This window comes from Achromobacter sp. T5-5, from assembly GCF_055397965.1.
In genome coordinates this window covers 88,212-111,120 of record NZ_AP027919.1, presented here as the reverse complement: position 1 = coordinate 111,120, position 22,909 = coordinate 88,212, and the positions used below count along the sequence as shown (strand labels likewise).

Sequence of the window (22,909 nt, the reverse complement as noted above, 5' to 3'; positions counted from 1 at the left end):
CATGATTCAACCGGTCCGCGTGCCGCCCGACGCGCCGGCATCCCTCGACGACGAGATGCCAGCGGAAGAACTCTCCGACGCCGTGCTGCGCCAACTACTGCCGCGCCTGCGGCGTTTTGCGCTGCGCCTTACGCGCGATGGGGTTGCGGCCGACGACCTGGTGCAATCCACCTTGGAAAGAGCGCTCACCCGCTGGCGAGGCCGCCGTCCGCAAGGCGACGTGCGCGCGTGGCTCTTCACCATCCTGTACCGCCAATTCCTGGATTCCCAACGCCGCTCGCGCCGCTATGCGCGGCTGCTGTCATGGTTTGCCGGCTCCGACGCCGCCGCGCCGTCGGCCGAGCGCGAGGTCATCGCGCGATCTTCCCTGGATGTCTTCGAACGCCTGCCCGAGGCGCAGCGCACGCTGCTGTGGCTCGTCAGCGTGGAAGGCATGAGCTACAAGGCCGTCGCCGATGTTTTGGACGTACCGCTGGGCACCGTCATGTCGCGCCTGTCCCGCGCGCGGAGTGCCTTGCGTGAATTGCATGAGGGACAGGCCGGCGAGGCTCGTCTGAGGATATTGAAATGAAAGAACGCGCTATTGATGATCTGACGCGTAATGCGTATGTGGACGGGCAGTTGGATCCGTCGCAGTTGCAGGAACTGCAGGCGTATTTGCGGGCGCATCCTGATGAGGCGCAGGAGCTGGAGGCGTGGCGTCGGGATGCGCAGCGGCTGCGGGAAGGGGCTGGCGGGGAGAGTTTGCCGGGTAATCCTGCGTTGGATCCTGTTGCGGTGCGTGCGGGGCTAAGGGTTCGCACGCGGCGGCGGATGGCGATGGTGGCTAGTTTCGTTGTGGCGGTGGCGATTGGCGGCGTCACAGGATGGAGTGCTCGCGATACGGCCTTGGCGAATCGGGTGCTGCCGATGCAGGATGCGATGCAGGCTTATCGGTTGTTTGCGTCAGCGGATGCGCCGCAGCCGGATGTGCGTGCGGATGCTGGGGATTTGCAGGGGTGGTTGGATGAGTATTTTGCGCATGCGGAGCGGTTGCCTAATTTGAGCGACAGCGGGTTCAGGCCTGTTGCTGCGAGATTGTTGGCTACCGATCAGGGGCCGGCGGCGCTAGTCATCTATGAGAACGCGGGGCAGCGCGCTACGTTCTATATCCGGCCGCCTGGGCCGGGGGGGCAGTTTCTGGCGCAAGGCAGTCGGAGGGATGGCGAGCTGGTGGCGCGGTATTGGTCGGGGCAAGGGTACAACTATGCGTTGGTGACGGCGGGGGATGCTCGCGGTCAGAAGGTGCAAATGGGTGAATCGTGACGCGTCGGAAAGGTTGACGCCTTAGATCGCGCACGTTTTCGTCGAAATCTAACGGCTCGGGCCTGTCGCACATCGCGGCAGGCCCGAGTCGCTTCTGCACTTATTGAATCGACGCGGGTGCGTCATGCGTGGGATCGGTGCAATCGGCGTCTTGTGCGCAGGCTCGTACCGATTCCAGCATGGCGTCGGTCATGGCCCCCAGGTGGTCACACAGGCCTTCGACGCCGCCCATCAATGCGGCCACGGTCCACGCGTCCAGCGGCTGCGCGCCGGTCGCTTCCGGTTCAGATGCGCTGTTGCCGATGAGGCGAGCGATCGACGCGATGGCGTAGCGAGCGCGGTCGATGTTGTAGAGGTGGGATAGAGGCACCAACCCGAGTTCGGGATTAGTGTCGACGGACCACGGGTTTTCGGTGAGGGGGTGGGATTGCATGGGCTTCCTCCGACGATATGGAAATCCCGCTGCCCCACTTCCAAATGGGGCGGGCGGGCACAGGACAAGGTTGGAAGACCGGATCGTCGGAACCGGCGTGCGACTAGCGCACCCCTGCCGAGGCCCGCCCATTGGGGCGTGCAAAGGCGTGCTGACTTGGAGGTCAACACCGACGAATTCACCGGCTTCCACACCGGGCTACCGTTGGTGGCGGTAGTCGGGGGAGTATACGGCGCGAAACAGGTCCTTTCGTGAATAGAGATAAATTCGCGACGGGCTGATCGAGCGGGTGTGAGCGTAAGGCCATTTTGTGCCCGCTGAGATCACCGACGCGGGTCCCAGGATGAACGATTTTTGCGCGCCCTGGAGCCATTGCGACCTACTTTCTGCGTCGCTTACCCATTGGGCTCATTCGTTTGGTAGCATATCGCGCGAACGACGACTCCTTTGCCGAGATAGATAATGCCGACCGGACATCCAAAAGCTTCAGAAATTTGGGACGGAACTGTCTCGTTTTTTTCGATCGACACCGATCTAATTCAAGCAGCCGGATACCGATTCAGTGAAGGAATACTTGGGCTGTTGCCTAAAGTAACGCCCGCGACGATAAAATTACTTATTACTGAGATCGTCGCAAGGGAGATCATTGCCCATCTACTCAAACCGGTCGCGGAAGCGCATGAGAAAGTTCTAGGTGCTGTCGCTGTACTGAAGAGAGCTGGCGATATACCGACGGGTGAAATTGCAAACCTATTCGCCCAACTTGATGTAGTAGCGTCAGCCCAAACCACGTTCCGCAATCGCATTGAGAAATACGTTGCGGAGATTCGCGGCGGTATCCTCCCCATTGAAGGAAATGATCTCGCCGCTCGCTTGTTCGAGCTTTATTTTAATATCAGCCCGCCTTTTGAAGAAAAAAAGGATAAGAAAGCTGAGTTTCCGGACGCAGCCTCGCTATTATTGCTCGAGCAGTACGCAGACAACGAAAGCACCTTGGGGATAGTGGCGTCGAAAGACGGCGGGGCGAAGCGATTCGCTGAACATTCTCTGAACCTTTATCACGTCGAATCGCTTGACGAATTAAGCGAGCTATTCCAGGCAACCGGCGCTCACGCGGAAGCAATAACCGCGCATCTTCGTAAATCCGTAGACAATCTAGATTCTGAACTCTATGAAACATTGCACAATGCGCTAATTGAGCATGTGCAAGAAGCGGAATGGGACGTTGAAGATGCGACCTGCTCGATTGTGTCGCGCGTGGAAACGGATTTCATTTCGGCGAACCTCCATAGTTTCAAACTGGATGCTGGATCTACAAAAGTTTGGAATGACATTTCAAACCGCGCGACATGGGTAGTCGAACTATCTGCTCATCTAACTGTCGACGTTGATGTGGACGTGACATTTTATGTGTGGGACTCCGTCGACAAAGAGGAACTAACGCTGACATCAAGTACCGTCAATGTCATGCACGAGGTTCAAGTTAACGCATTTGTAACGTGTTCAGACGCGCTGGACGACACGGATCCAGCCAAGTGGAGTTTTAATGTCGATATCGCGCGCGGAGACTACCGGGTAAAGGTGGGAGAGGTAAATCCGGATATGGGTTAACTAAAATAATCCTGCAGTGGTTCGGCGTCTGCCCCACAGCAGTAATAGTCCTTTGATCCCCTAGAGGCCCGAACGTCCGGAATATGGGATTGGCCCGACGGAGCCACTGAAAAGCTAGTAACACTTCCGAGGCTAGCAATTGACAAGTAGGTCCGTCCGACCGTCTACCGGACCGGACTTTCGACTGCTCTTCTTCCCGGCGATTTTTTCTGCAATGCCACCGGCCCAGCGTACTTTGTCGCGGTATGCCCACTGTCTCTCGCGGAACGGTTGTTGTAGCATCCTAACGTCTTCAAAAGTTCTAGAAATTCAGTGACCAACTTCGCCCCCCCCCACTTGGGAATTGGGCTGCAAAGCCAAATCTTTTCGCCCGATACGGTTGAGCGCGCACATGCGATCTGCTGATCGTCGCCGCTCGCCCGTATGCGCCAGAGAGATTGGGTGTTCGACGATCCCGGAGGCGGCATCGCAACGCCCGGATTCGATCGATACAACCCTTCTTTTGGAAGATCTAAAGCGACGATATCGCACCTCGGGGGCGCCGGTAGCCGTCACCTTCCGCGACCTAGCGTCTTGGGTACGCCCGGGAGATCAGCTTACCCATCAAATTCATCCGTATCCCGCAAAGCTACTTCCGCATATCGCGAATTTCTTTGTCCGTGCTAGTTCCCTTTGCACACCGGGACAAAGAGTCCTCGACCCTTTTTGTGGTTCAGGAACTGTCGGACTCGAAGCGTCGTTGGCGGGGATGAGCCCAATTGTCGCGGACGCGAATCCATTCGCCCTCCTACTGACAAAGGTCAAAACCACGCCATACGCGACCGTTGACCTGACAGAGGCGGCGCGACTTCTCCGGAAGAGGATTTCTAGATTACGTACCGCTAAGCCTGTTCCCGTCGTAAATGAGAACTTATGGTACTCACCTTCTAAAAAGGCTGGCCTCGAGAGGATCTTACGCGCGGTGATGGAGGTGGAAGACGAGGATCTGCGCGATTTTTTTAGAGTTTGTTTTTCCGTGGTTGCGCGCCGGCTAAGCTATGCCGATCCCGCTGTTAACGTACCCGTCCGAATAAAGGAAAAACCTTCCCTTTCCGTGTCAGCGAACGGCAAAGTCCGCGAGCATCTTGCGTGGCTTGAATCTGTGTCGCCAGTTGAAGAGTTCAACAGGGTCGTACAGCTCAACATTGGGCGCGTACGGGCAGCCAATTTTGCCCTACCTGGCAGGATGCGCGCGGGAGTGGTTGGCACTGATGCGCGGCAGTTAGTCGACGCTCACTCCCACCGATTGCCTGCGGCGTCAGTTCCACTGACTGTCACCTCCCCACCCTATGGGAGTGCGCAGAAGTATATAAGGGCGTCGAGTTTGGCTCTTAATTGGCTCTCCTTGTGTTCGCCCGGTGAGCTTGCCTCTCTCGAAGGCAGATCAATCGGTAGGGAACACCTATCGACGAGAAGTGGAATGAGGGCAGATCATAGGACAAACGATCTCTCGCCAGATTTTCAAAAACTCATTGAACGCATACGCGCCAAGAATAGTATTCGAGGGGCGATCACAGAGACCTATTTTAAAGAACTAGGCGATGCTTTGTGCGAGATATGGAGAGTGACGGAACCCAACGGGCACGCAGTGCTAGTAATAGGGAATAACACCGTAGCAGGTTATCAGGTGGATAATGACTGTTTCGTGACAGAGATTATGCTCGAGCTCGGATTTTCCTTAGAACTTGCCCTCGTAGATCGCATCCATTCAAGAGGATTGATGACTGCACGCAATACAAGTGCCGCTATGATTGCGGGAGAAACTATCTTGATGTTCCGGAAATAAAGATAATGAATTCGGATATTGATCGTATGTTGCAAACCCTCGTCGAACACGCGTGGGACCGTGAAGTGACGTGGAGTCAAGTCCAAGCCTGGATGGCGAACTTTACAGGCCAGACCGCTACGGTTGATGATGAACGAGAACATGGTCTGATTGCACTTACTCGCTTCATCTATTTTGGAAAGCGGCTGGTTCGGGAGATGCTTCGTTCCGTGTACCGGGACCAATTTGAGGCCCCCCTTATTCAGCGCCTCCGTCGAAACAGTAATGACACCCGGGATGCTACGTTACTCTTTTCCCAATTTGAGCAGGAGCTGAAGTCCACCCGTTTTATTGGTGTAGGCAACCCTTCTGAGAGCGGCTCGCATCTCTTATATTATTTTCGTCAAATTAACCGCCTTTCAAAAGAGCTCTTTGTTGATCTCGCGGCGGCGTTCAATGAGGTTCGGCCGGGAGGGCGAACTGCCGCATTGCAGGCGAACGACTTATCTGCGTCTCGATACGTATTCTTTGACGACGTGGTAGGGTCCGCCGAGCAATCGACACTCTACTTGTCCGCAAAGCTCCGTCGAATCAGGAAAGCTAATCCACATCTTGACCTGCGATTTATGTGTCTGTTTGCGACTACTCAAGGGTTGCGGACGTTAAATGATCAAAATATGTTTGATGGTAAGGCAAGTTGTCTATTCGAATTGGATGATACATACAAAGTATTCAATGATACACAGCGCTATTTTCCCCGCGAACTTCTGAGGACCTTCAATAATCGTACCTTCGAACGAATGGTTCGGCATTACGGCCAGGTTCTATTTCCGAACCATTCCGCAGGGTATAAAGAGGGGCAGCTTATGCTTGGGTTTACGCACAACACTCCGGATAACACCCTGCCAATTTATTGGAACGAAGGGCGCCATACTCCCTGGAGCCCAATCTTCGTTCGCTACGACAAGGTCTATTAAGCCATGTACCCAGTAGACGACTCCAATCCTTTCGCCCTAACGCGCGCGTCGGAATACACAGACAAACAAATAAATGAACTTTGGGTCGACGTTGGCGGGAGCCGAATGACCACTATTTTGGAGCCGCGCTCACTCGAATCAAAATATATTCTTGGGGGCAAAGGAACAGGGAAGACACATTTACTCCGCTATCAAAGCTATCAGGTATCTCGCCAGCGACAGCCAAAAAAGACCGGCCTTTCTATCGTGGAAGAATCAGGGTGTCTAGCGGTCTTCCTTCGAACTACGAATATTGACGCACCGCGGTTTGAAATGGCGAGTGGCGCTGCTCCCGCCTGGCAGCAGTTGTTTTCGACTCATCTTGAGCTTCGTTTGGCGGAATTGGCTTTTGACGCCCTATTAGATGTCAAACGAAGCAGTTCAAACGATCGCTTTGACGATAAAGCGCTAATCGATTTACTCGCGAAGAACATCGGAAGCTCAGACGAGGGATTTCGAAAAGTTGGCAACATTGACGACCTCCTGGAATGGACACAGGATTGGTTGCGAAGAATTGACGATGCGATCAACGCTGCCGCATTTTCTGAAAAAGTGGATCTTCATCTTCCGTTTTCTATGGGCGGCCTCAGCCTACCACTTGGTGCGGCGCTGAAGCAGTGGCATCCGAAATTTCGGAGTTTGCACCTCATTTATGTTCTCGATGAAATTGAAAATTTCACCGTTCGGCAGCAAGAGGTTGTCAACACATTAGTTCGATATGCGGAGGGACGAGCCTCTTTTCGTCTCACCGGACGGTTATATGCTAGAAAGACGTTGGCGACAGTGTCCGAAGGGGAGGAGAATCGAGAGGGCTCAGAATTCTCTGTCATCCGATTAGACGAGATTCTGCGATCTTGGAAGAATTATTCAGAATTTGCCAAAAAATTCATCGCGAAGCGTATCGGGGGCAGCCACGGAGTATCCGCCGCATTCGATCCTCGAGAGGCTTTTGAAGAGACTGATTTTGAGGAATATGTCGAGCGCCATTCCATGGCGCTAGCCGACTCTAGGTTTATTAAGCAGTTCCGCGAGGCTGCAGCCAAGAGTGCGATTCCCCAATTGTTAGATTCGTCGGTAGTGGATAATGTCATTGAAATATTGACGGCGGAGTTGCCGCCACTTTTCCAACGTCTGAATGTGCTGCTCTTCTGCAAAAAGCTCCGGCGTACCGGAAGTCCTGTAGCTGTCGCTAAAGGCATCAGAGAAGATTACCTCGAATTTCGCGACAGAGGACCCACTGATAAGTCGTCGTATCGCACAGCACTTGGGCATTGGAAACTGGACATATTCGCGCAGATTTGCAGGGAATCCAAGAGACGTGACGCAATGATTCCCTATGCCGGATTTAATTCATTAGTTGAGATCTCGTCACACAACCCCCGAAACCTTTTAGTGTTGCTAGCCAAGGTTTATGAAATAGCTAGCTTTAAAGAAATTGACATCCGAGCCGGCAATAAAATTCCCGTCGAAATTCAGTCGGACGCAGCTATCGAGGCAGCAAGATTCGTGTTTGAGAGCGATTCGAACTATGGACAGGCTTCTATTTTCGCCAGGGAGGCCACGATTCGACTTGCTGAAGTTCTCAGAACGGCAAGATATGCTCTCAACATCCCCGAAGTTTCTCCCCTTGCTGTTAGCTTTAACAACGACGAGCTGACTACGGCAGGCCGAAGAATGCTCGAATTTGCGATCAACTATTCCCTGATTCAAGAAATTTCGGAGGGAAGGATCGATAGAAATAACCAGTTAATTCGTCGCAAGATACAACTTAGTCCGATGCTTTCTGCTCGGTGGGGGCTCCCCACTGCGCGTAGAGGCGACATCAGTCTAAGCGGCGAAGTTGTCAACGCGATTTTTGATCAAAATTCAAAGGATTCTTTTGAACACTTGCTGAAGAACCTCCAAAACAGATGGAATTTGCCTTTTACACCAGCATCGACGGATTTAAGGCAGGAGGCTTTGTTTTAAATGGAATACTCGCTGTTCTATCGCAGAAGCATTCAGGTTGACCGATTAAGAAAGGAGTTAGGACGATTTGACGTTCTCATTTCGGCGTACAATTCTAGTGATAGGGTTAAGACGGCATTCGATCATATTGAAGCAAGAGAGAAAGTTTGGCTCGTTCACCCTGAGTATCAATACACGCCAATCGAGTATCCGCTGGGACACGCCGTCGTCTCGCCGACAATGGGAGACGAAGTCGCTCAAATTAACCAGCTGCTAAACGCCACCCCCGATCTGCAAACGCGTTCTCTATGTATAGACATAACCGGATTTATGAGGAACTCGCTCGCGTTCCTGATTCCGAAATTGGCCCATGTCGGAGTCAAATCTTTCACGGCTATTTACTCAGAGCCCATTCATTATTCAAAACAGGAGGAAACTCAGTTCGCCACGACTACCTCAGACGTCGTTCGCCCTATAAGGGGTATGTACGGATCTCCTGGCAGCGGGAAAAACCATCTTCTCCTAGGCGTCGGCTATGACCACCAGCTGATCAGCCAAGTTTTTTCATATAAGAACAACGTAATAACACATCCTCTCTTTGCTTTCCCGTCTCTCAGCGCAGATATGTATCAGCAAAGTGCACTTCGTGCGGAAAAGAGCGGTGAAATAGTGCTGAAGGACGATTGGATTAACAACCGCTTCTTCGCACCAGCGAACGATCCTTTTGCAACCGCAGCTATGATTAGCGAGCGCGTGCGGCACATAGACCGACAAGGTAGTGGGGAGAACATTTTCTTGTCGCCTCTCTCGACAAAAGCTCAAGTGCTCGGTATGAGCCTCTATTGGCTGTTGGAAGGAAGAGCGCGCGGTAGGTGCGCAATTCTGCTACCCGAATGCTTAACCTACTCCCGTGAAACGAGTAGTGGACTTAAACGCCTTTGGTCGTACGAAGTGGAGTTAACCTAACGGGACATTCCTCTCAGCGCGAGAATGCCTCATGTTCAGGGGTCGCGGACAAGCGCTTCAGCCCGGAACGGCTCGATGTTGGCGTGGAAGTGGAGACGGAGGGGCTCATGAATCACATCACCTCCGGCATTTCCCACATATCCGGCGAGCCAGGAGAATGGCCTCAATGCGACCATGGCGCACTAATCTCTCCCGTCGGCCTTGAAGCTAAGCCAATCCGGGGAATCCGGAAATCCATGCTAGGTGTTTTGAACTAGGATTAGATCTTCAACATCAAACATTGCGTAGAAGGCGATGTCATTTGAGATAAACCAGTCGCGGTCATGACCAAAGATGCCTGACAGGGGAACTCTTTCTACGTAACCCGCATCCAGGAAATCGGCCTAATAGCCCTTTAACCTGTCTGTATTTTTTGGGCGATGCGTTTTAAAGGTTGTTATCCCCGCGCCCCAGCAAACCGTTCGCCGTACAGCGTAGCAAGCGGGTTTATAGGCGGCTTTCCAGTCGAAGGCGCCCTAACGGACTTGGCCAGTACATTGCGTAGCGCCTGCCATAGGAGCTTGATGGAGGCCTCATCGTTGGGAAAGTGCCCCCGTGTCTTGATGAACTTGCGTAACTGCGTGTTCAAACTTCCTATGGCGTTTGTTGTGTAAATCACGCGCCTGATGTCAGGGGGGGGGAGACGAAGAACGGTGTGACGTTCTCCCAGGCCCGCAGCCAGGCTTGGACGATCGTTGGGTATTTGATGATCCCAGGGCCCATCGGCGAACGTTTGCAGCGTGCTCGGCCGTTTGTTCGATGGCGGCGGCCAAAGCCTTGCGGTCCCTCCCCCCGTAATCCGGCCTGTTGCGGATCAGACGCGCTCGCGGATTCCAGTAAGGTCCCTTATGGCGCCCTAGACTTCCGCCAACCGCTCTACCGTATCCGGAAACTTCTCAACTAGGCGAATCAGAAGCGCCGCCTGCGCATTCGGCTTTGCCCGTCCTTGCTCCCAATTCTCGACCGTCCGAGGATTGGTCCGGAGATAGTGCGCAAACACCTGCCTCGACAGCTTCAACCGTTCACGCAACGCCAACAAATCTTCTGCCGTCACTTCGGGTGCAGGCTTCAGTTCAACCTTATGCGTGCGCAGCGTCCGCTTGCCTTCCCGCGCCTCCGCTAGCGCCTCAAACCCTTCAGCGATCTCCAAGTACAAGTCACGCTTCTTCATACCCTAATCTTCCTTTCGTATTCGAGCATGCCCTTGAGCGCCTATTTCGCTCTGGCGGACAGATCCTTCATTTCGTCCTTGTCGAACAGGGTAAACAGCCAAAACTGCGACCCGCCGTCCCACCAGTAGTAGATGACTCTGAGACCGCCGCGCTTGCCTTTGCCACGGCGGGGATCGCCGTGGCGCAGCTTGCGCAGCCCCCCTGTGCCCTCAATGACGTCACCCGCTGCGGGGTGCTTCATCATTGCGTGTTGCAGGTCAAGAAAAGCGTCGTCATCCAGGTACTCGGCCCGATAGCGCGAGAACGCGAGAACGCGGGCAATTCTATGAACAGAGCTTTCATCAATATACGTAAGTTGCGTATAAATAGCAACTGCATGGAGGTTGGCCACCATGCCTGGACACGCTGAGTGCTCGCGAGCCACGGCCGGCGAACGTGCTCGGCGTCCAGGCAGCGGCAGGGAGCCGCTCATTCTGGCGAACCATCCTTCATTGATGAATTCTGCAGGCGCCAATATCAGACGATGGAGCAGTGCTTTCCGCTCAACCCATTCATTCCTGATGCGCCTGCCTGCTTGATGTAGACCTCGCCTCAGCGTTCCAGGCGAGTCATTTCCCTAGCTCCAACTCGTTTCGCCAACCACACCGTCGCCCCTCCACACCCGGCATCCTCCACCACATGCCGCACAACCTCGAACCCATTTGCGGCCAGCAAGCCACGGTACTCCGCCCCCTCCAAACTCCCGTGATACAGCGGCCTCCCTTCAAACTCCCCAATCACCTCACCCAACCCCGGCCCACTCGTAAACATCAACACCGCCCCCGGCGCAGCCAGCCGCCCGAACTCCCCGAACATCCCCCGTTGATCCTCTGGCGACAAATGAAAGAAGCTATGCCAAGCGATCAACCCATCAAACGGTCCCGCAATGGGCATCTTGCGCATATCCGCAGCAACCCACTCATGCCCAGGAAACGCCGCCTTCGCCCGGTTCAATAGCGGCACCGACGTATCCACACCCGTAACCCGGCGCCCACGCTCAATCAGATACTGAGCAATCGGCACCCCAAACCCGCACCCAATATCCAGCACCCGCGGACTCGCTCCCGGCAGCAGCGCCAGAAACGCATCCAGCCACGCGCGCTCGATCAGCCCCGTCCCACGCTGCCGCACAAACGCGTCGGCATGATCCCGATAGATCGACACCACATCATCAGCAGGCGACTTGGACATCTTCAAACTCCCGTAACGTCGACCGAAAAACTCAGACCCTCGGCGAGCGCATCAACCGCAAACGCCAGAATCCCCACGGAAGCACTCCCAAGCCTCCGCTTCAATATCCTCAATCACCACCCCATCCTCACCCGCGATGGTGAACTGCTCCTGGCTATCGCCAATACTCCCCGCCCCATCCAACCCCAGCAGCAGCGCATACATCGTGTCCCGCAGCGCCAGATCCAAAACGCCACGCACACCGTCAAGCTGCGCCGCCGACAACCCCAGCCCCCGCACCTTGGCCGCGACGGCACTCCCGCCATCCGCCGCCATGAACGTCTCCAACAGCTCACCGCGCAGCGCATTCCAGTTGCCGACAAATTCCTTCGCGTCCATTCGATTCCCTTAACGTGTCCCAACCCGCAGCCGCAAAACCAACCCCAACCGCGATCCAATCAACCAGAAAAAACAAGGGCCGCATAATCGCGGCCCCTGCGTTCACTACGTTCTAACCTTCATCAAGCCTTACGCACCTGCGCAATCAGCGCGTCCAGTTGCTTCAGCATCGAATCCACTTCCTCGGCCGTCACATTCAGCGCGGGCATGAAGCGCAGCAGATTCGGACGCGGCGCGTTCAGCAGCAGACCTTCCGGCGCCTGATTACGCGCAGCCTCGACAATCGCGGGACCATCATCACGATCCATGACCAGCGCGCGCAGCAGACCCATGCCGCGTTCGCCCTTCATGCCGTACTTGGCGGACAGGGCCAGCAGGCCTTCGGAGAGTTGCTTGGCGCGGGCATTGACCGAGTCCATGAAGCCCGGCGCGACCAGCGCGTCGAACACGGCAACGCCAACGGCGGTGGTCAGGGGGTTGCCGTTGTACGTGCCGCCTTGGTCGCCGTGCTGGAACACGCAGACGTCCTGGCGGGCCAGGAGAGCCGCCAGCGGCACGCCGCCGCCGATGCCCTTGGCCAGCGTCATGATGTCGGGGATGACGTCGGAGTGCTGGTAGGCGAACATCTTGCCGGTGCGGCCCATGCCGGTTTGGACTTCGTCGACGATCAGCAGCAGCTGGTTTTCATCGGCCAGCTTGCGCAGGCCCTGCATGAATTCCTTGGTGGCGGGCAGCACGCCGCCTTCGCCTTGGACGGGTTCCAGCATGATGGCGACGGTTTTGTCGTCGATCAGCTTGCGCACGGATTCCAGGTCGTTCAGTTCGGCCTTGGGGAAGCCTTCGACCTGCGGGGCGAACATCTTGTCCCAGCCCGGCTTGCCCGACGCGGACATGGTGGCCAGGGTGCGGCCGTGGAAGCCGTGGTTCATGGTGATGATCTTGTAGGCGCCGTTCTTCTTGACCTGGCCCCACTTGCGCGCCAGCTTGATGGCGCCTTCGTTGGCTTCGCCGCCGCTGTTGGCGAAGAAGACGCGGTCAAAGTCCGACGCGCCGGTCAGGCGCTTGGCCAGCTCGATGGACGGGATGTTGTAGAACGCCGGCGACGGGTTCATCAGCTTTTGCGACTGTTCGACCAGCGCGCGCTGCATTTCGGGCGCGGAGTGGCCCAGGGTGTTCACCGCCCAGCCCTGCACGAAGTCCAGGTATCGCTTGCCCGCGTGATCCTCCAGCCAGGATCCCTTGCCGCTGACGAACACGAGGTCCGGGCGGGAGGTGATCTCCATGAGGGTGTCGACGTTGAACTGGCTGAATTCCATGGCGGTTCCTGCGGGATGTAAGGACAGGGGATGAGGGAAATTTCGGGGAATTCCCCGGGGGGAAGCGCGAAAAGGCAAATGTAGCACCGACGGGGGGATGCTATCGTGACGCTACCCCCCCAATCTGCCCCGGGCCGGCCTCATAAGGGCTGCCAGCGCGGGCGCTCTATTTTATGCAGGCGATGCGCCCCTCGCGCGCAGTCCGCCGTCGCTTTTTACTGACCAATCATGAAACGTATTCTTTCCAGTCTTGCCGCTGGCCTGGCGTTGGCCGCCGCCATGGCCCCCGCCCACGCGGAATTTCCCGACCGTCCCATTCGCCTGATCGTGCCGTTCCCGCCCGGGCAGGCGACCGACATCTTCGCCCGCGCGCTGGCCGAGAAGCTGGGCGCGGCAGTCAAGCAGCCTATCGTGGTGGAGAACCGCGCGGGTGCGGGCAGCAATATCGGGATGGAGCAGGCGTCGCGCGCCGCGCCCGATGGCTACACGCTGGTGATCGCGGGCAGCGCCGCGGCGGTGAACCAGACGCTGTACAAGAACATCAATTACAGCCTGACCAAGGATTTCGCGCCGGTGTCGGGCGTGTTCTCGGTGCCGCTGATGTTCCTGGCGACGCCGGCGTCAGGCATTACGTCGCTGCAAGAGCTGGTGAAGCAGGCCCGTGCCAATCCGGGCGAGCTGGCTTATGCCAGCGCGGGTATCGGCGGCACGCAGCATTTGTCGGCCGAGATGTTCAAGGCGGCGGCGGATATCGACATTCGCCATATTCCGTACAAGGGCAGCGGTCCGGCGCAGGCGGATTTCCTGGGGCACCAGGTCCCGCTGATGGTGGATTCGGTGACGGCGGGCCTGCCGCACGTGCAGAGCAAGAAGGCGGTGGCGCTGGCGGTGACGACGGCCAAGCGGCTGCCGCAGTTGCCGAATGTGCCGACGGTGGCGGAGTCGGGTTATCCGGGCTTTGAGGCGATTGGCTGGGCGGCGGTGCTGGCGCCCAAGGACACGCCTGCGGAGATCACCAACGCGCTCAGCAAGCAGATCGGGCAGGTGTTGAATACGCCGGAGATGCAGAAGTTCTTCCGGGATCGTGGTGCGGAACCGATGCCGCTGACGCCTGAGGCGACGGGGAAGTTTATTGCCTCGGAAGTGGATAAGTGGGGCAAGGCGGTCAAACAGTCGGGCGCGCAGGTGGATTGAGCGCGGGTTGCGATTGACGTTGCTGGAAGCCGTCCCTGGATAAGGGACGGCTTTTTTATTGCCGGTTATTGGACACCGCCAACCCCGCGCGCCGCGATTGGGCGGTTTTTCTGGATGATCCATCCAGCCCTAGCCGGTTTATCGCCCCACCACGCTTGCCTAAGCTCGAATCTCCATCGACACGTGAAACACATGAAGGAGATTTCCATGGCGGACCATACGATCAAGGGCAAGGTCGCGATCATTGCGGGCGGGGCGAAGAACCTGGGCGGGCTGATTGCGCGCGACCTGGCCGAGCAGGGCGCCCGCGCGGTGGCGATCCACTACAACAGCGCGGCGTCCAAGGCCGATGCCGACGCGACGGTGGCGGCGGTCCAGGCGGCGGGCGCGAAGGCCGTGGCGCTGCAGGGCGATCTGACGACGGCCGCGGCGGTGGAGAAGCTGTTTGCCGATGCGGTGGCCGCGGTGGGCCGGCCGGATATCGCGATCAATACGGTGGGCAAGGTGCTCAAGAAGCCCTTCACCGAGATCAGCGAGGACGAATACGACGAGATGACGGCGGTAAATTCCAAGACGGCGTTCTTCTTTCTGCGCGAGGCGGGCCGGCACGTGAATGACAATGGCAAGGTGTGCACGCTGGTGACGTCGCTGCTGGGCGCGTTTACGCCGTTCTATGCGGCGTATGCGGGCACCAAGGCGCCGGTGGAGCATTACACGCGCGCGGCGGCCAAGGAGTTCGGGGCGCGGGGGATTTCGGTGACGGCGGTGGGGCCGGGTCCGATGGATACGCCGTTCTTCTACCCGGCCGAGGGCGATGATGCCGTGGCGTATCACAAGACCGCGGCGGCGCTGTCGCCGTTCAGCAAGACGGGGCTGACGGATATCGAGGACGTGGTGCCGTTCATCCGGCATCTGGTGAGCGACGGCTGGTGGATCACGGGGCAGACTATCCTCATCAACGGCGGCTATACGACCAAGTAGGCGACATAGGACGAAGGAGAACGGCATGCATGTGGCGATGGTCATCGGAGGCGGGGCGGTGCTGCTGGGCGTGTTCCTGCTCTTCGGCAAGCTGTGGGGCAGCGACGCGGCGGCCCTGGCCCTGGCAGCAAAGGCGTTCATCCCCGTATGGCTGGTGGTGGCGCTCATCAATATGTGGGTGGGCGTTACGCACGCCGGCTATAGCGTGCGCGAGGAATTGCCGATCCTGGTGATCGTGTTCCTGGTTCCGGCGGCGCTGGCCGCATTGGCGATCTGGCGCAACGGCTGACAAGGGCCGATGTGAATGCGGCTATGCTTTTGATGCCTTGCGTGCGCGCCCGGGCAACGGGATGGCGCACGCTTTCCTTTTGCATTTGCACAGGCCGCCCATGGACCGATTCGATCAGTACCGCGTGTTCGCGCAGGTTGCCGCGATGGGCAGTTTCATCAAGGCGGCCCACGCGCTGGACGCGCCTCGCGCCTCGGTGTCCGCCGCCATCCAGCAACTGGAATCCCAGCTGGGCGTGCGGCTGCTGCATCGGACGACTCGGCAGGTGCGGCTGACGGCCGATGGCGAACAACTGCTGGAGCGGGTGCTGCCGCTGCTGGCCGACGTTGAAGACATCGATCAATTGTTCCAGGCCAGCGAGCGCCAGGCGTCCGGCCGGCTGACCATCGACGTGCCCAGCCGCGTGGCGCGGCGGCTGATCGCGCCGCAGTTGCCCGGGCTGCTGCGCCGCCATCCGCGCCTGCAGGTGGTTCTCAGCGCCACCGACCGGGCCATCGATCTGGTGCAGGAAGGCGTGGATTGCGCGGTGCGTATTGGCGCCTTGCACGACAGCAGCCTGGTGGTGCGGCCGTTGGGCAGCATTTCGCTGATCAATTGCGCCAGTCCGGGGTACCTGCGCGAGCACGGCGAACCGCAGCGGCCGGAAGACCTGCTTAATGGTCACTGGGCGGTGGGCTATGCGTCGCCCAAGACCGGACGCGAGCTGCCCTGGGAAACCCGGTTGCCCGACGGCGGCGTGCGCGAGGACCCGGTGCGCAGCCGGGTGATCGTGAACAATGCCGAAAGCTATATCGCGTGCTGCCTCGCCGGGCTGGGCCTGATCCAGATTCCGCGCTTCGACGTCCAGCATCTGCTGGATGCGGGCGAATTGGTGGAGGTCATGCCCACGGCGCGCGCGGCGTCCATGCCGGTGTCGTTGCTGTATCCCCATCGCCGCCAGCGGTCGCGGCGTCTGACCGCGTTTCAGGAGTGGTTCGAAGGCTTGATGGCGGCCTACGTGGACGCCTGAGCAGCGCGGACGGCAGAGCCGGTCCAAACCGGTGCGAAGGCGCCCGTCCGCGGCGCATCGGCTGCACCAAAAGTGGGCATTCAAGGGACCGCCCGGCGCCGCCTCCCCACGTTTGAACATGGCATGGAACTTGCGTTGACTCTCTTTGTATACCGACTTGGTGTGCAACGCAGTGCCCGCCCGGGCATTGTGGGCCCTGGAGAGTTCCTCATGAAACGCAGAACCCTGTTGCTGTCCCTTTGCGCCGCCGCCAGCATCCTGGCCGCGCCCCTGTCGCACGCCGACGCGCTGGACGATATCGTCAAGGCGGGCGTGATCAAGATCGCCGTGCCGCAGGATTTCCCGCCGTTCGGTTCGGTGGGCGCCGACATGAAGCCGCTGGGCTATGACATCGACACCGCGCAGCTGATCGCCAAGCAGCTGGGCGTGAAGCTGGAACTGGTGCCGGTCACCAGCGCCAACCGGATCCCCTATCTGCAGACCAAGAAGGTGGACCTGGTGATCTCCAGCCTGGGCAAGAACGCCGAGCGCGAGAAGGCCATCGACTTCTCGGACGCCTACGCGCCGTTTTTCAATGGCGTGTTCGGCCCGGCCGACCTGAAGGTGGCGTCGGCCGCCGACCTGGCGGGCAAGACCATTGGCGTCACGCGCGGCGCGGTGGAAGACATCGAGCTGACCAAGATCGCGCCCGAGTCCGCCACGCTCAAGCGGTATGAGGACAACAACGGCACCATCACCGCCTTCCTGTCGGGCCAGGTGCCGCTGATCGCGACCGGCAACGTGGTCGCCGCCGCCATCCTGGCGCGCAATCCGCCCAAGAAGCCGGAGACGAAGTTCCTGATCAAGAATTCGCCGTGCTACATCGGCCTGAACAAGGACGAGCCCAAGCTGCGCGCCCGCGTGAACGACATCCTGGCCGCCGCCAAGCGCGACGGTTCGCTGTCGACGATCTCGCAGAAGTGGCTGGGCGCAGCGCTGCCCAAGGACCTGTAGGCTGGGCGCGGCCGTCATGGCTTACCAGTACGACTTTTCCTCGGTGTTCGAGTACACGCCGGTGCTGCTGAAAGGCATCGGCGTGACGATCGAACTGATCGCGTTCGGCGCGGTGGCGGGCGTGGCGCTCGGCATCGCCTGCGCATGGGTGCGCACGCAAGGCCCCGTGTGGCTGCGCGCGCCGGTCACCGCCTATATCGAGCTGATCCGGAACACGCCGTTCCTGATCCAGCTTTTCTTCGTGTTCTTCGGCCTGCCGTCGCTGGGTATCCAGCTTGGGGAAATGCAGGCCGCCTGCCTGGCGATGGCGCTGAACCTGGGCGCCTACAGCGCCGAGATCATCCGCGCCGGGATCGACGCCACGCCGCGCGGGCAGTACGAGGCCGGCGCCAGCCTCGCGCTGTCGCGCCTGCAGGTGTTCCGGCACATCGTGCTCAAGCCGGCGCTGATGCGCATCTGGCCCGCGCTGTCCTCGCAGATCGTCATCGTGATGCTGGGGTCGGCGGTGTGTTCGCAGATCGCGGCGGAGGACCTGACGTTTGCCGCGAACTTCATCCAGTCGCGCAACTTCCGCGCGTTCGAAGTCTATTTCGTGACCACCGGAATCTATCTGGCGCTGGCGGTGCTGTTGCGCCAGGTGCTGCGCATGACGGGCCGGCGCCTTTTCCGCAGGGCGGCAAGATGATCGAGTTCTCTACCTGGGACATCGTGCGCAACCTGCTGCTGGCGGCGCGCTGGACCATCGTGCTGTCGCTGGCGGCCTTTGCGGGCGGGGCGCTGATGGGATTGCTGGCCCTGATGATGCGTACCTCGCGCGTGGCGCTGATGCGCCGCGCAAGCTGGGCCTATATCGAACTCTTCCAGGGCACGCCGCTGCTCATGCAGCTATTCCTGGCGTTTTTCGGGCTGTCGCTGATTGGTGTGGAGGTGCCGCCGTGGCTGGCCGCGGGAGCGGCGCTGACGTTGTGGTCGGGCGCTTTCCTGGCGGAGATCTGGCGCGGCTGCGTAGAAGCCGTGCCCAAGGGGCAGTGGGAGGCGTCGGCGAGCCTGGCGCTGGGCTATGTCCAGCAGATGCGCTACGTGGTGCTGCCGCAGGCGCTGCGCATCGCCGTCGCGCCGACCGTGGGCTTTGCGGTGCAGATCGTCAAGAGCACCGCGCTCACCTCCATCATCGGCTTCACCGAACTGTCGAAGGCGGCCACGGTGATCACCAACGCCACCTTCAGTCCCTTCACCGTCTATGCCTGCGCGGCGCTGATCTACTTCGCGCTGTGCTGGCCCCTGTCGCGCCTTAGCCTCCGGCTGGAAAGGAAGTTGCATGCCCCTCATCGCCCTTGAAGACGTCCGCAAGAAATTCGGCGACAACGAAGTCCTGAAAGGGGTGACCCTGCGCGTCGATCCCGGCGAGGTCATCGCCATCATCGGCAAGAGCGGGTCGGGCAAGAGCACGCTGTTGCGATGCATCAACGGGCTGGAGCAGATCGACGGCGGGGCGATCATGGTGGCCGATGCGCAACTGGGCAATGACGAACTGCGGCTGCGCGCGCTGCGGCTGAAGGTCGGCATGATCTTCCAGCAGTTCAACCTGTTTCCGCACCTGACCGTGGGACGCAACGTGATGCTGTCGCCCATGGTGGCCAAGCGCATGCCCGAGCGCGAGGCCGCGGACATGGCCCGCGCCATGCTGACCCGGGTGGGGCTGGACCACAAGTTCGACGCCTGGCCGGACGAGCTGTCCGGCGGGCAGCAGCAGCGGGTGGCAATCGCCCGCGCGCTGGCGATGCAGCCGCTGGCGCTGCTGTGCGATGAAATCACGTCGGCGCTGGACCCGGAGCTGGTCAACGAGGTGCTGGCGGTGGTGCGCGAGCTGGCGGCCGACGGGATGACGCTGTTGATGGTGACGCACGAAATGCGGTTTGCGCGCGAGGTCTGCGACCGCGTGGTGTTCATGCACCAGGGACGGGTTCATGAGATCGGTCCCCCGGAAACGCTCTTTACCGCGCCCGCCACGCCTGAATTGCGCCAATTCCTCGGAATGACGAATCTTTAAGCCGGCAGGTAAAAATGCACCACATGTCCTGGTGCGCATGGCTCTATCGCGGGTGCGGTGCGGTTTCTATATTCAGGTTGTCCGCCGCCGGACTTCGGGTTTCCCCGGCGCGGGTTCACCCCACCTGAGACCTGAGGAGCGATGACATGGACAAGGACCGCATCAAGGGCGCCGCCAAGGAAGTCAAGGGCGCGATCAAGGAAACCGCGGGCAAAGTGACGGGCAGCACCCGCACCGAGGCCGAGGGCAAAGTGGAAAAAGCCGAGGGCAAGGTGCAGCGGAATGTGGGCGAGGCCAAGGATCAGGCACGGGACTTGCTGGACAAGTAATTGCGGCTGCCAGTCGGCATGAACCGCACTGTCCAATGAACGCCCGAAGGAGAAGAACATGACCCACCGAATTTGGCTTGCACTGATGCTGGCGATCACCGCCGTGACGGCCGGCTGCAACACGATGGAAGGTGCCGGCAAAGACATCGAACGAGGCGGGGAGAAGATCCAGGAGCAGGCCAAGTAGGCGCGGCCAGCTGCACACGAGGCCGGCGCGATGCATTCGCGCCGGCTTTTTCTCGTCTGTAAAAAGGGGACGCGCCCCCTCAGCGCGAAAAGCCGCGCGCCGCGATCTCCCAGATGTCCTCCACCACGCCGTCGCGCACGACCACCAGCCCGTCATGCAGGTTGAAGGTCGGATCGACGTGCGAGGGCACCAGGCGCAGCACGGCCCCCAGCGCGGGCGCCTGCGCCCCCGGCTCGACCCGCACGACGCCGTGCTCGTCGTTGATGGCGGTGTAGGTCAGGCCCGGCCCGCCAAAGATGGCGGGCGGCCCGCATTCCGCCGTGGTCGACTTCAGGCCGGCATCCAGGATCACCCGGTCCGGCGCGGGCACGCTCATGACCGTGGACAGCACGAACAGGCTGTTCTGGAACGCCAGCGGGCCGTCCCATTCGTTGGCGCCGTAGTCGCCATCCATGAAGGCATAGGAGCCCGCCTGCAATTCGGTGTAGACGCCGCTGGCCGCATCGAACTCCACGCTGCCGGTGCCGCCGCCGGTGATCGTGTCGCACGCGATGCCGCTTTCACGCAGCAGTTGCGCGTAGGACGCCGCGATGCGGGCCGCCTGGCGGCACACCTGGGCGCGCTCTTCGCGCGTGCGCAGGTGCTGGACCGAGCCGTGATAGGCCTGCAGGCCCGCGAAGTTCACGCCCGGCAGGTCGCGCGCCTGCTGCGCCAGCGCCAGCACCAGGGCGTCGTCCGACACCCCGCAACGGCCCTGGCCGACGTCCACCTCGACCAGCACATCGACCTGGGCGCCCGCCTGGGTCACCGCCTGCGACACCTGCGCCAGGTTCTGCGCGTTGTCCACGCACACGCTGATCTTGGCCACGCGCGCAAGCTGCCCCAGCAGCGCCAGCTTGGCCGCGCCGACGACTTCATTGCTGATGTGGATGTCGCGCACGCCCGCCGCGACGAAGGGCAGGGCTTCGCTGACCTTCTGGCAGCAGATGCCGCGCGCGCCCAGCGCAAGCTGGCGCAGCGCGATTTCCGGGCACTTGTGCGCCTTGGCATGCGGCCGCAGCGCCACGTCGTGGCGGTCGGCCCAGGCCTGCATGGCGCGCAGGTTGGCCTCGAACGTGGCCAGGTCCAGCACCAGGCTGGGCGTGTCGACGCGGTCCAGCGGATCGCCCGGCTGCGCGGGTGGGGGCAGCGCAATGCCGCGTATGACTTCCTGGGACATCCTGATGACTCCGTAGTCTGACTGCTTGAGATGTAACGCACGCATAACCAAAGCGGGACCACCCATAACCAAACGGGCGATGCACCCCCAGGTAAACGATAGCCCCGTAACCATTGGCTACCAGTGGCCTACATGACAGAATTTCATCATGAAAACGGCCCCCAAGGGGAGGCCCATTTCCGGCGCGCCAGCCAGGTGCGCCGGCGATGACAAGACGAACCACGTCACCCGATTGACCTGTCAACAAATTCCGGAGAAGCACGCATGAAACTCAAGCAATGGATCACCGCCCTGACCGTCGCGGTCGCCGCCGTGGGCGCCACCGGCGCCGCGCAGGCCCAGCAGTTCTTCCGCATCGGCACGGGCGGCACCGCCGGCACGTACTACCCCATCGGCGGCATCATCGCCAACGCCGTGTCGCAGCCCGGCAAGCTCGTGGCGACCGCTGTCGCCTCCAACGGCTCGGTGGCCAACATCAACGGCATCCTGGGCGGCTCCTTCGAAGCGGGCTTCACGCAGTCGGACGTGGCGTACTGGGCCTATAGCGGCACGGGCACCTTCGAAGGCAAGCCCAAGGCCCAGGACCTGCGCCTGATCGCCACCCTGTATCCGGAAAGCATCCACCTGGTGACGCGCAAGGGCGCGGGCATCAAGAGCGTGGCCGACCTGAAGGGCAAGCGCGTATCCATGGACGAGCCGGGCTCCGGCACGCTGGTCGACGTGCGCCTGATCCTGGGCGCCTATGGCATGACTGACAAGGACATCAAGGCCGAATACCTCAAGCCCAACCAGGCTGGCGACAAGCTCAAGGACGGCGGCCTGGACGCGTTCTTCTTCGTGGGCGGCGCCCCCGCCGGCGCCATCGCGGAACTGGCGTCCAGCGGCGCCGGCATCGAGATCGTGCCGCTGGTCGGCCCGGAGATCGACGCCCTGCGCGCCAAGCAGGAGTTCTTCACGCCCGACACCATTGCCGCCAACACCTACCAGAACGTCGGTGAAGTGAAGACCATCTCGGTCAACGCACAGATGGTCACGTCGGCCAAGCTGCCGGAACAGGTCGTGTATGACGTGACCAAGGCGCTGTACAGCGACGCCACGCGCAAGACGCTGGACAACGGCCACGCCAAGGGCAAGCTGATCACGCGCGAAAACGCCATCAAGGGCGCAGGCATCCCGTTCCACCCGGGCGCCGAGAAGTTCTACAAGGAAATCGGCCTAATGAAGTAGTCCCCCCCCGAGCGCCTGCGGCGCTTCCCCCCAGGGGGCGCCGGTGGCGGACCGGCGGAGCCGGATCCGCGCGGCCTGGCTTGGGCGGCCAACGTGCTTTTTGGGTGTTGGCTGTTTTTGTGGGTGGGCGGATCGTTGCAAGTCTTTATGTGGCGGCGTTGGCTTTTGCGCCGCCTTTGAGCAGGGCCGCCGATGCGCGGCCCTGCTTGTTGAG

Annotated in this window: 25 protein-coding genes and 1 pseudogene; 18 read left to right on the top strand and 8 right to left on the bottom strand. The window is 59.9% G+C overall.

Features of this window, described 5'->3' with window-relative positions:
* Positions 1–55 precede the first annotated feature (55 nt).
* Both ACZ50Q_RS00535 and ACZ50Q_RS00530 read left to right on the top strand, forming a co-directional pair.
* The gene (locus ACZ50Q_RS00535; protein ID WP_464081930.1) at positions 56–571 is read left to right on the top strand and encodes a sigma-70 family RNA polymerase sigma factor; all 516 of its coding nucleotides are present in this window, start codon (positions 56–58) and stop codon (positions 569–571) included.
* A complete protein-coding gene (locus ACZ50Q_RS00530; RefSeq protein ID WP_464080207.1) occupies positions 568–1,305 on the top strand; it encodes an anti-sigma factor family protein in 738 nt (245 codons plus the stop codon). Before ACZ50Q_RS00535 ends, ACZ50Q_RS00530 begins: the two co-directional genes overlap by 4 nt.
* Before the next feature lie 100 nt (positions 1,306–1,405).
* Here the strand turns inward: ACZ50Q_RS00530 and ACZ50Q_RS00525 are convergent, their stop codons facing one another.
* The gene (locus ACZ50Q_RS00525) at positions 1,406–1,738 is read right to left on the bottom strand and encodes a hypothetical protein (protein WP_464080206.1); all 333 of its coding nucleotides are present in this window, start codon (positions 1,736–1,738) and stop codon (positions 1,406–1,408) included.
* 462 nt (positions 1,739–2,200) lie between these two features.
* On the opposite strand from ACZ50Q_RS00525, the gene ACZ50Q_RS00520 reads away from it, so the two are divergent.
* The 5 genes from ACZ50Q_RS00520 to ACZ50Q_RS00500 all read left to right on the top strand — a co-directional run bounded on the left by ACZ50Q_RS00520 (position 2,201) and on the right by ACZ50Q_RS00500 (position 9,082).
* Positions 2,201–3,349, top strand: coding sequence for a PIN domain-containing protein (locus ACZ50Q_RS00520; protein ID WP_464080205.1), 1,149 nt, complete (start codon positions 2,201–2,203; stop codon positions 3,347–3,349).
* Between the two features lie 391 nt (positions 3,350–3,740).
* A complete protein-coding gene (locus tag ACZ50Q_RS00515) occupies positions 3,741–5,174 on the top strand; it encodes a hypothetical protein (RefSeq protein WP_464080204.1) in 1,434 nt (477 codons plus the stop codon).
* Positions 5,175–5,179: 5 nt separating this feature from the next.
* A complete protein-coding gene (locus tag ACZ50Q_RS00510; protein ID WP_464080203.1) occupies positions 5,180–6,130 on the top strand; it encodes a phosphoribosyltransferase-like protein in 951 nt (316 codons plus the stop codon).
* A 3-nt stretch (positions 6,131–6,133) separates the two neighbouring features.
* A complete protein-coding gene (locus ACZ50Q_RS00505) occupies positions 6,134–8,137 on the top strand; it encodes an ORC-CDC6 family AAA ATPase (protein WP_464080202.1) in 2,004 nt (667 codons plus the stop codon).
* On the top strand, positions 8,138–9,082 hold the full coding sequence (locus ACZ50Q_RS00500; protein WP_464080201.1) for a hypothetical protein: 945 nt from the start codon (positions 8,138–8,140) through the stop codon (positions 9,080–9,082).
* A 436-nt stretch (positions 9,083–9,518) separates the two neighbouring features.
* Here the strand turns inward: ACZ50Q_RS00500 and ACZ50Q_RS00495 are convergent.
* The 6 genes and pseudogenes from ACZ50Q_RS00495 to ACZ50Q_RS00470 all read right to left on the bottom strand — a co-directional run.
* Positions 9,519–9,939 (bottom strand): annotated as a pseudogene (locus ACZ50Q_RS00495) (transposase); the annotation flags it as partial.
* Between the two features lie 38 nt (positions 9,940–9,977).
* Positions 9,978–10,292 (bottom strand): helix-turn-helix domain-containing protein, encoded by a 315-nt coding sequence (locus ACZ50Q_RS00490; RefSeq protein ID WP_464080200.1) that lies wholly within the window; start codon positions 10,290–10,292, stop codon positions 9,978–9,980.
* A 41-nt stretch (positions 10,293–10,333) separates the two neighbouring features.
* The gene (locus ACZ50Q_RS00485) at positions 10,334–10,765 is read right to left on the bottom strand and encodes a hypothetical protein (RefSeq protein ID WP_464080199.1); all 432 of its coding nucleotides are present in this window, start codon (positions 10,763–10,765) and stop codon (positions 10,334–10,336) included.
* Positions 10,766–10,884: 119 nt separating this feature from the next.
* Positions 10,885–11,523 (bottom strand): class I SAM-dependent DNA methyltransferase, encoded by a 639-nt coding sequence (locus tag ACZ50Q_RS00480; RefSeq protein WP_464080198.1) that lies wholly within the window; start codon positions 11,521–11,523, stop codon positions 10,885–10,887.
* Between the two features lie 51 nt (positions 11,524–11,574).
* Entirely contained in the window at positions 11,575–11,901 is a 327-nt protein-coding gene (locus tag ACZ50Q_RS00475) for a hypothetical protein (RefSeq protein ID WP_464080197.1), read from the bottom strand.
* A 122-nt stretch (positions 11,902–12,023) separates the two neighbouring features.
* Positions 12,024–13,217 (bottom strand): acetylornithine transaminase, encoded by a 1,194-nt coding sequence (locus tag ACZ50Q_RS00470; protein ID WP_464080196.1) that lies wholly within the window; start codon positions 13,215–13,217, stop codon positions 12,024–12,026.
* A gap of 228 nt (positions 13,218–13,445) precedes the next feature.
* Here ACZ50Q_RS00470 and ACZ50Q_RS00465 point away from each other — a divergent pair, with 228 nt between their 5' ends.
* The 10 genes from ACZ50Q_RS00465 (at position 13,446) to ACZ50Q_RS00420 (ending at position 20,249) form a co-directional block, all read left to right on the top strand.
* Positions 13,446–14,411, top strand: coding sequence for a Bug family tripartite tricarboxylate transporter substrate binding protein (locus tag ACZ50Q_RS00465; RefSeq protein WP_464080195.1), 966 nt, complete (start codon positions 13,446–13,448; stop codon positions 14,409–14,411).
* A gap of 207 nt (positions 14,412–14,618) precedes the next feature.
* Entirely contained in the window at positions 14,619–15,392 is a 774-nt protein-coding gene (locus ACZ50Q_RS00460) for an SDR family oxidoreductase (RefSeq protein ID WP_464080194.1), read from the top strand.
* Between the two features lie 25 nt (positions 15,393–15,417).
* Positions 15,418–15,681, top strand: coding sequence for a hypothetical protein (locus tag ACZ50Q_RS00455; protein ID WP_464080193.1), 264 nt, complete (start codon positions 15,418–15,420; stop codon positions 15,679–15,681).
* Between the two features lie 100 nt (positions 15,682–15,781).
* Positions 15,782–16,690, top strand: a complete 909-nt coding sequence (locus ACZ50Q_RS00450) for a LysR family transcriptional regulator (RefSeq protein ID WP_464080192.1) — start codon at positions 15,782–15,784, stop codon at positions 16,688–16,690.
* A 210-nt stretch (positions 16,691–16,900) separates the two neighbouring features.
* Entirely contained in the window at positions 16,901–17,683 is a 783-nt protein-coding gene (locus ACZ50Q_RS00445; RefSeq protein WP_076518128.1) for a transporter substrate-binding domain-containing protein, read from the top strand.
* A gap of 16 nt (positions 17,684–17,699) precedes the next feature.
* Positions 17,700–18,368: an amino acid ABC transporter permease gene (locus tag ACZ50Q_RS00440; protein WP_076518129.1), complete on the top strand. Its 669-nt coding sequence runs from the start codon at positions 17,700–17,702 to the stop codon at positions 18,366–18,368.
* Positions 18,365–19,021, top strand: a complete 657-nt coding sequence (locus tag ACZ50Q_RS00435) for an amino acid ABC transporter permease (RefSeq protein WP_076518131.1) — start codon at positions 18,365–18,367, stop codon at positions 19,019–19,021. The genes ACZ50Q_RS00440 and ACZ50Q_RS00435 overlap by 4 nt, the downstream gene beginning before the upstream one ends.
* Positions 19,002–19,733 carry an amino acid ABC transporter ATP-binding protein gene (locus ACZ50Q_RS00430; RefSeq protein ID WP_076518132.1) on the top strand — a complete coding sequence of 244 codons (732 nt, stop codon included), beginning with the start codon at positions 19,002–19,004 and terminating at the stop codon, positions 19,731–19,733. The genes ACZ50Q_RS00435 and ACZ50Q_RS00430 overlap by 20 nt, the downstream gene beginning before the upstream one ends.
* Before the next feature lie 146 nt (positions 19,734–19,879).
* Complete coding sequence (locus tag ACZ50Q_RS00425) at positions 19,880–20,062, top strand: CsbD family protein (RefSeq protein ID WP_076518134.1); 183 nt, start codon at positions 19,880–19,882, stop codon at positions 20,060–20,062.
* A 58-nt stretch (positions 20,063–20,120) separates the two neighbouring features.
* The gene (locus ACZ50Q_RS00420; RefSeq protein ID WP_076518136.1) at positions 20,121–20,249 is read left to right on the top strand and encodes an entericidin A/B family lipoprotein; all 129 of its coding nucleotides are present in this window, start codon (positions 20,121–20,123) and stop codon (positions 20,247–20,249) included.
* A gap of 79 nt (positions 20,250–20,328) precedes the next feature.
* Here ACZ50Q_RS00420 and ACZ50Q_RS00415 read toward each other — a convergent pair whose 3' ends face one another.
* A complete protein-coding gene (locus ACZ50Q_RS00415; RefSeq protein WP_464080191.1) occupies positions 20,329–21,468 on the bottom strand; it encodes a DSD1 family PLP-dependent enzyme in 1,140 nt (379 codons plus the stop codon).
* A 264-nt stretch (positions 21,469–21,732) separates the two neighbouring features.
* Between ACZ50Q_RS00415 and ACZ50Q_RS00410 the strand changes: the two genes are divergently transcribed.
* The gene (locus tag ACZ50Q_RS00410) at positions 21,733–22,695 is read left to right on the top strand and encodes a TAXI family TRAP transporter solute-binding subunit (protein ID WP_076518139.1); all 963 of its coding nucleotides are present in this window, start codon (positions 21,733–21,735) and stop codon (positions 22,693–22,695) included.
* Positions 22,696–22,909: the final 214 nt, after the last annotated feature.

Bases quoted from the DNA above. Each gene is read 5' to 3' on its own strand.
- ACZ50Q_RS00525 (WP_464080206.1), bottom strand. From the start codon at position 1,738: ATGCAATCCCACCCCCTCACCGAAAACCCGTGGTCCGTCGACACTAAT.
- ACZ50Q_RS00430 (WP_076518132.1), top strand. From the start codon at position 19,002: ATGCCCCTCATCGCCCTTGAAGACGTCCGCAAGAAATTCGGCGACAAC.
- ACZ50Q_RS00455 (WP_464080193.1), top strand. From the start codon at position 15,418: ATGCATGTGGCGATGGTCATCGGAGGCGGGGCGGTGCTGCTGGGCGTG.
- ACZ50Q_RS00520 (WP_464080205.1), top strand. From the start codon at position 2,201: ATGCCGACCGGACATCCAAAAGCTTCAGAAATTTGGGACGGAACTGTC.
- ACZ50Q_RS00410 (WP_076518139.1), top strand. From the start codon at position 21,733: ATGAAACTCAAGCAATGGATCACCGCCCTGACCGTCGCGGTCGCCGCC.
- ACZ50Q_RS00450 (WP_464080192.1), top strand. From the start codon at position 15,782: ATGGACCGATTCGATCAGTACCGCGTGTTCGCGCAGGTTGCCGCGATG.
- ACZ50Q_RS00510 (WP_464080203.1), top strand. From the start codon at position 5,180: ATGAATTCGGATATTGATCGTATGTTGCAAACCCTCGTCGAACACGCG.
- ACZ50Q_RS00485 (WP_464080199.1), bottom strand. From the start codon at position 10,765: ATGAGCGGCTCCCTGCCGCTGCCTGGACGCCGAGCACGTTCGCCGGCC.
- ACZ50Q_RS00460 (WP_464080194.1), top strand. From the start codon at position 14,619: ATGGCGGACCATACGATCAAGGGCAAGGTCGCGATCATTGCGGGCGGG.
- ACZ50Q_RS00440 (WP_076518129.1), top strand. From the start codon at position 17,700: ATGGCTTACCAGTACGACTTTTCCTCGGTGTTCGAGTACACGCCGGTG.
- ACZ50Q_RS00465 (WP_464080195.1), top strand. From the start codon at position 13,446: ATGAAACGTATTCTTTCCAGTCTTGCCGCTGGCCTGGCGTTGGCCGCC.
- ACZ50Q_RS00515 (WP_464080204.1), top strand. From the start codon at position 3,741: ATGCGATCTGCTGATCGTCGCCGCTCGCCCGTATGCGCCAGAGAGATT.
- ACZ50Q_RS00490 (WP_464080200.1), bottom strand. From the start codon at position 10,292: ATGAAGAAGCGTGACTTGTACTTGGAGATCGCTGAAGGGTTTGAGGCG.
- ACZ50Q_RS00505 (WP_464080202.1), top strand. From the start codon at position 6,134: ATGTACCCAGTAGACGACTCCAATCCTTTCGCCCTAACGCGCGCGTCG.
- ACZ50Q_RS00475 (WP_464080197.1), bottom strand. From the start codon at position 11,901: ATGGACGCGAAGGAATTTGTCGGCAACTGGAATGCGCTGCGCGGTGAG.
- ACZ50Q_RS00425 (WP_076518134.1), top strand. From the start codon at position 19,880: ATGGACAAGGACCGCATCAAGGGCGCCGCCAAGGAAGTCAAGGGCGCG.
- ACZ50Q_RS00470 (WP_464080196.1), bottom strand. From the start codon at position 13,217: ATGGAATTCAGCCAGTTCAACGTCGACACCCTCATGGAGATCACCTCC.
- ACZ50Q_RS00530 (WP_464080207.1), top strand. From the start codon at position 568: ATGAAAGAACGCGCTATTGATGATCTGACGCGTAATGCGTATGTGGAC.
- ACZ50Q_RS00480 (WP_464080198.1), bottom strand. From the start codon at position 11,523: ATGTCCAAGTCGCCTGCTGATGATGTGGTGTCGATCTATCGGGATCAT.
- ACZ50Q_RS00420 (WP_076518136.1), top strand. From the start codon at position 20,121: ATGACCCACCGAATTTGGCTTGCACTGATGCTGGCGATCACCGCCGTG.
- ACZ50Q_RS00535 (WP_464081930.1), top strand. From the start codon at position 56: ATGCCAGCGGAAGAACTCTCCGACGCCGTGCTGCGCCAACTACTGCCG.
- ACZ50Q_RS00415 (WP_464080191.1), bottom strand. From the start codon at position 21,468: ATGTCCCAGGAAGTCATACGCGGCATTGCGCTGCCCCCACCCGCGCAG.
- ACZ50Q_RS00500 (WP_464080201.1), top strand. From the start codon at position 8,138: ATGGAATACTCGCTGTTCTATCGCAGAAGCATTCAGGTTGACCGATTA.
- ACZ50Q_RS00445 (WP_076518128.1), top strand. From the start codon at position 16,901: ATGAAACGCAGAACCCTGTTGCTGTCCCTTTGCGCCGCCGCCAGCATC.
- ACZ50Q_RS00435 (WP_076518131.1), top strand. From the start codon at position 18,365: ATGATCGAGTTCTCTACCTGGGACATCGTGCGCAACCTGCTGCTGGCG.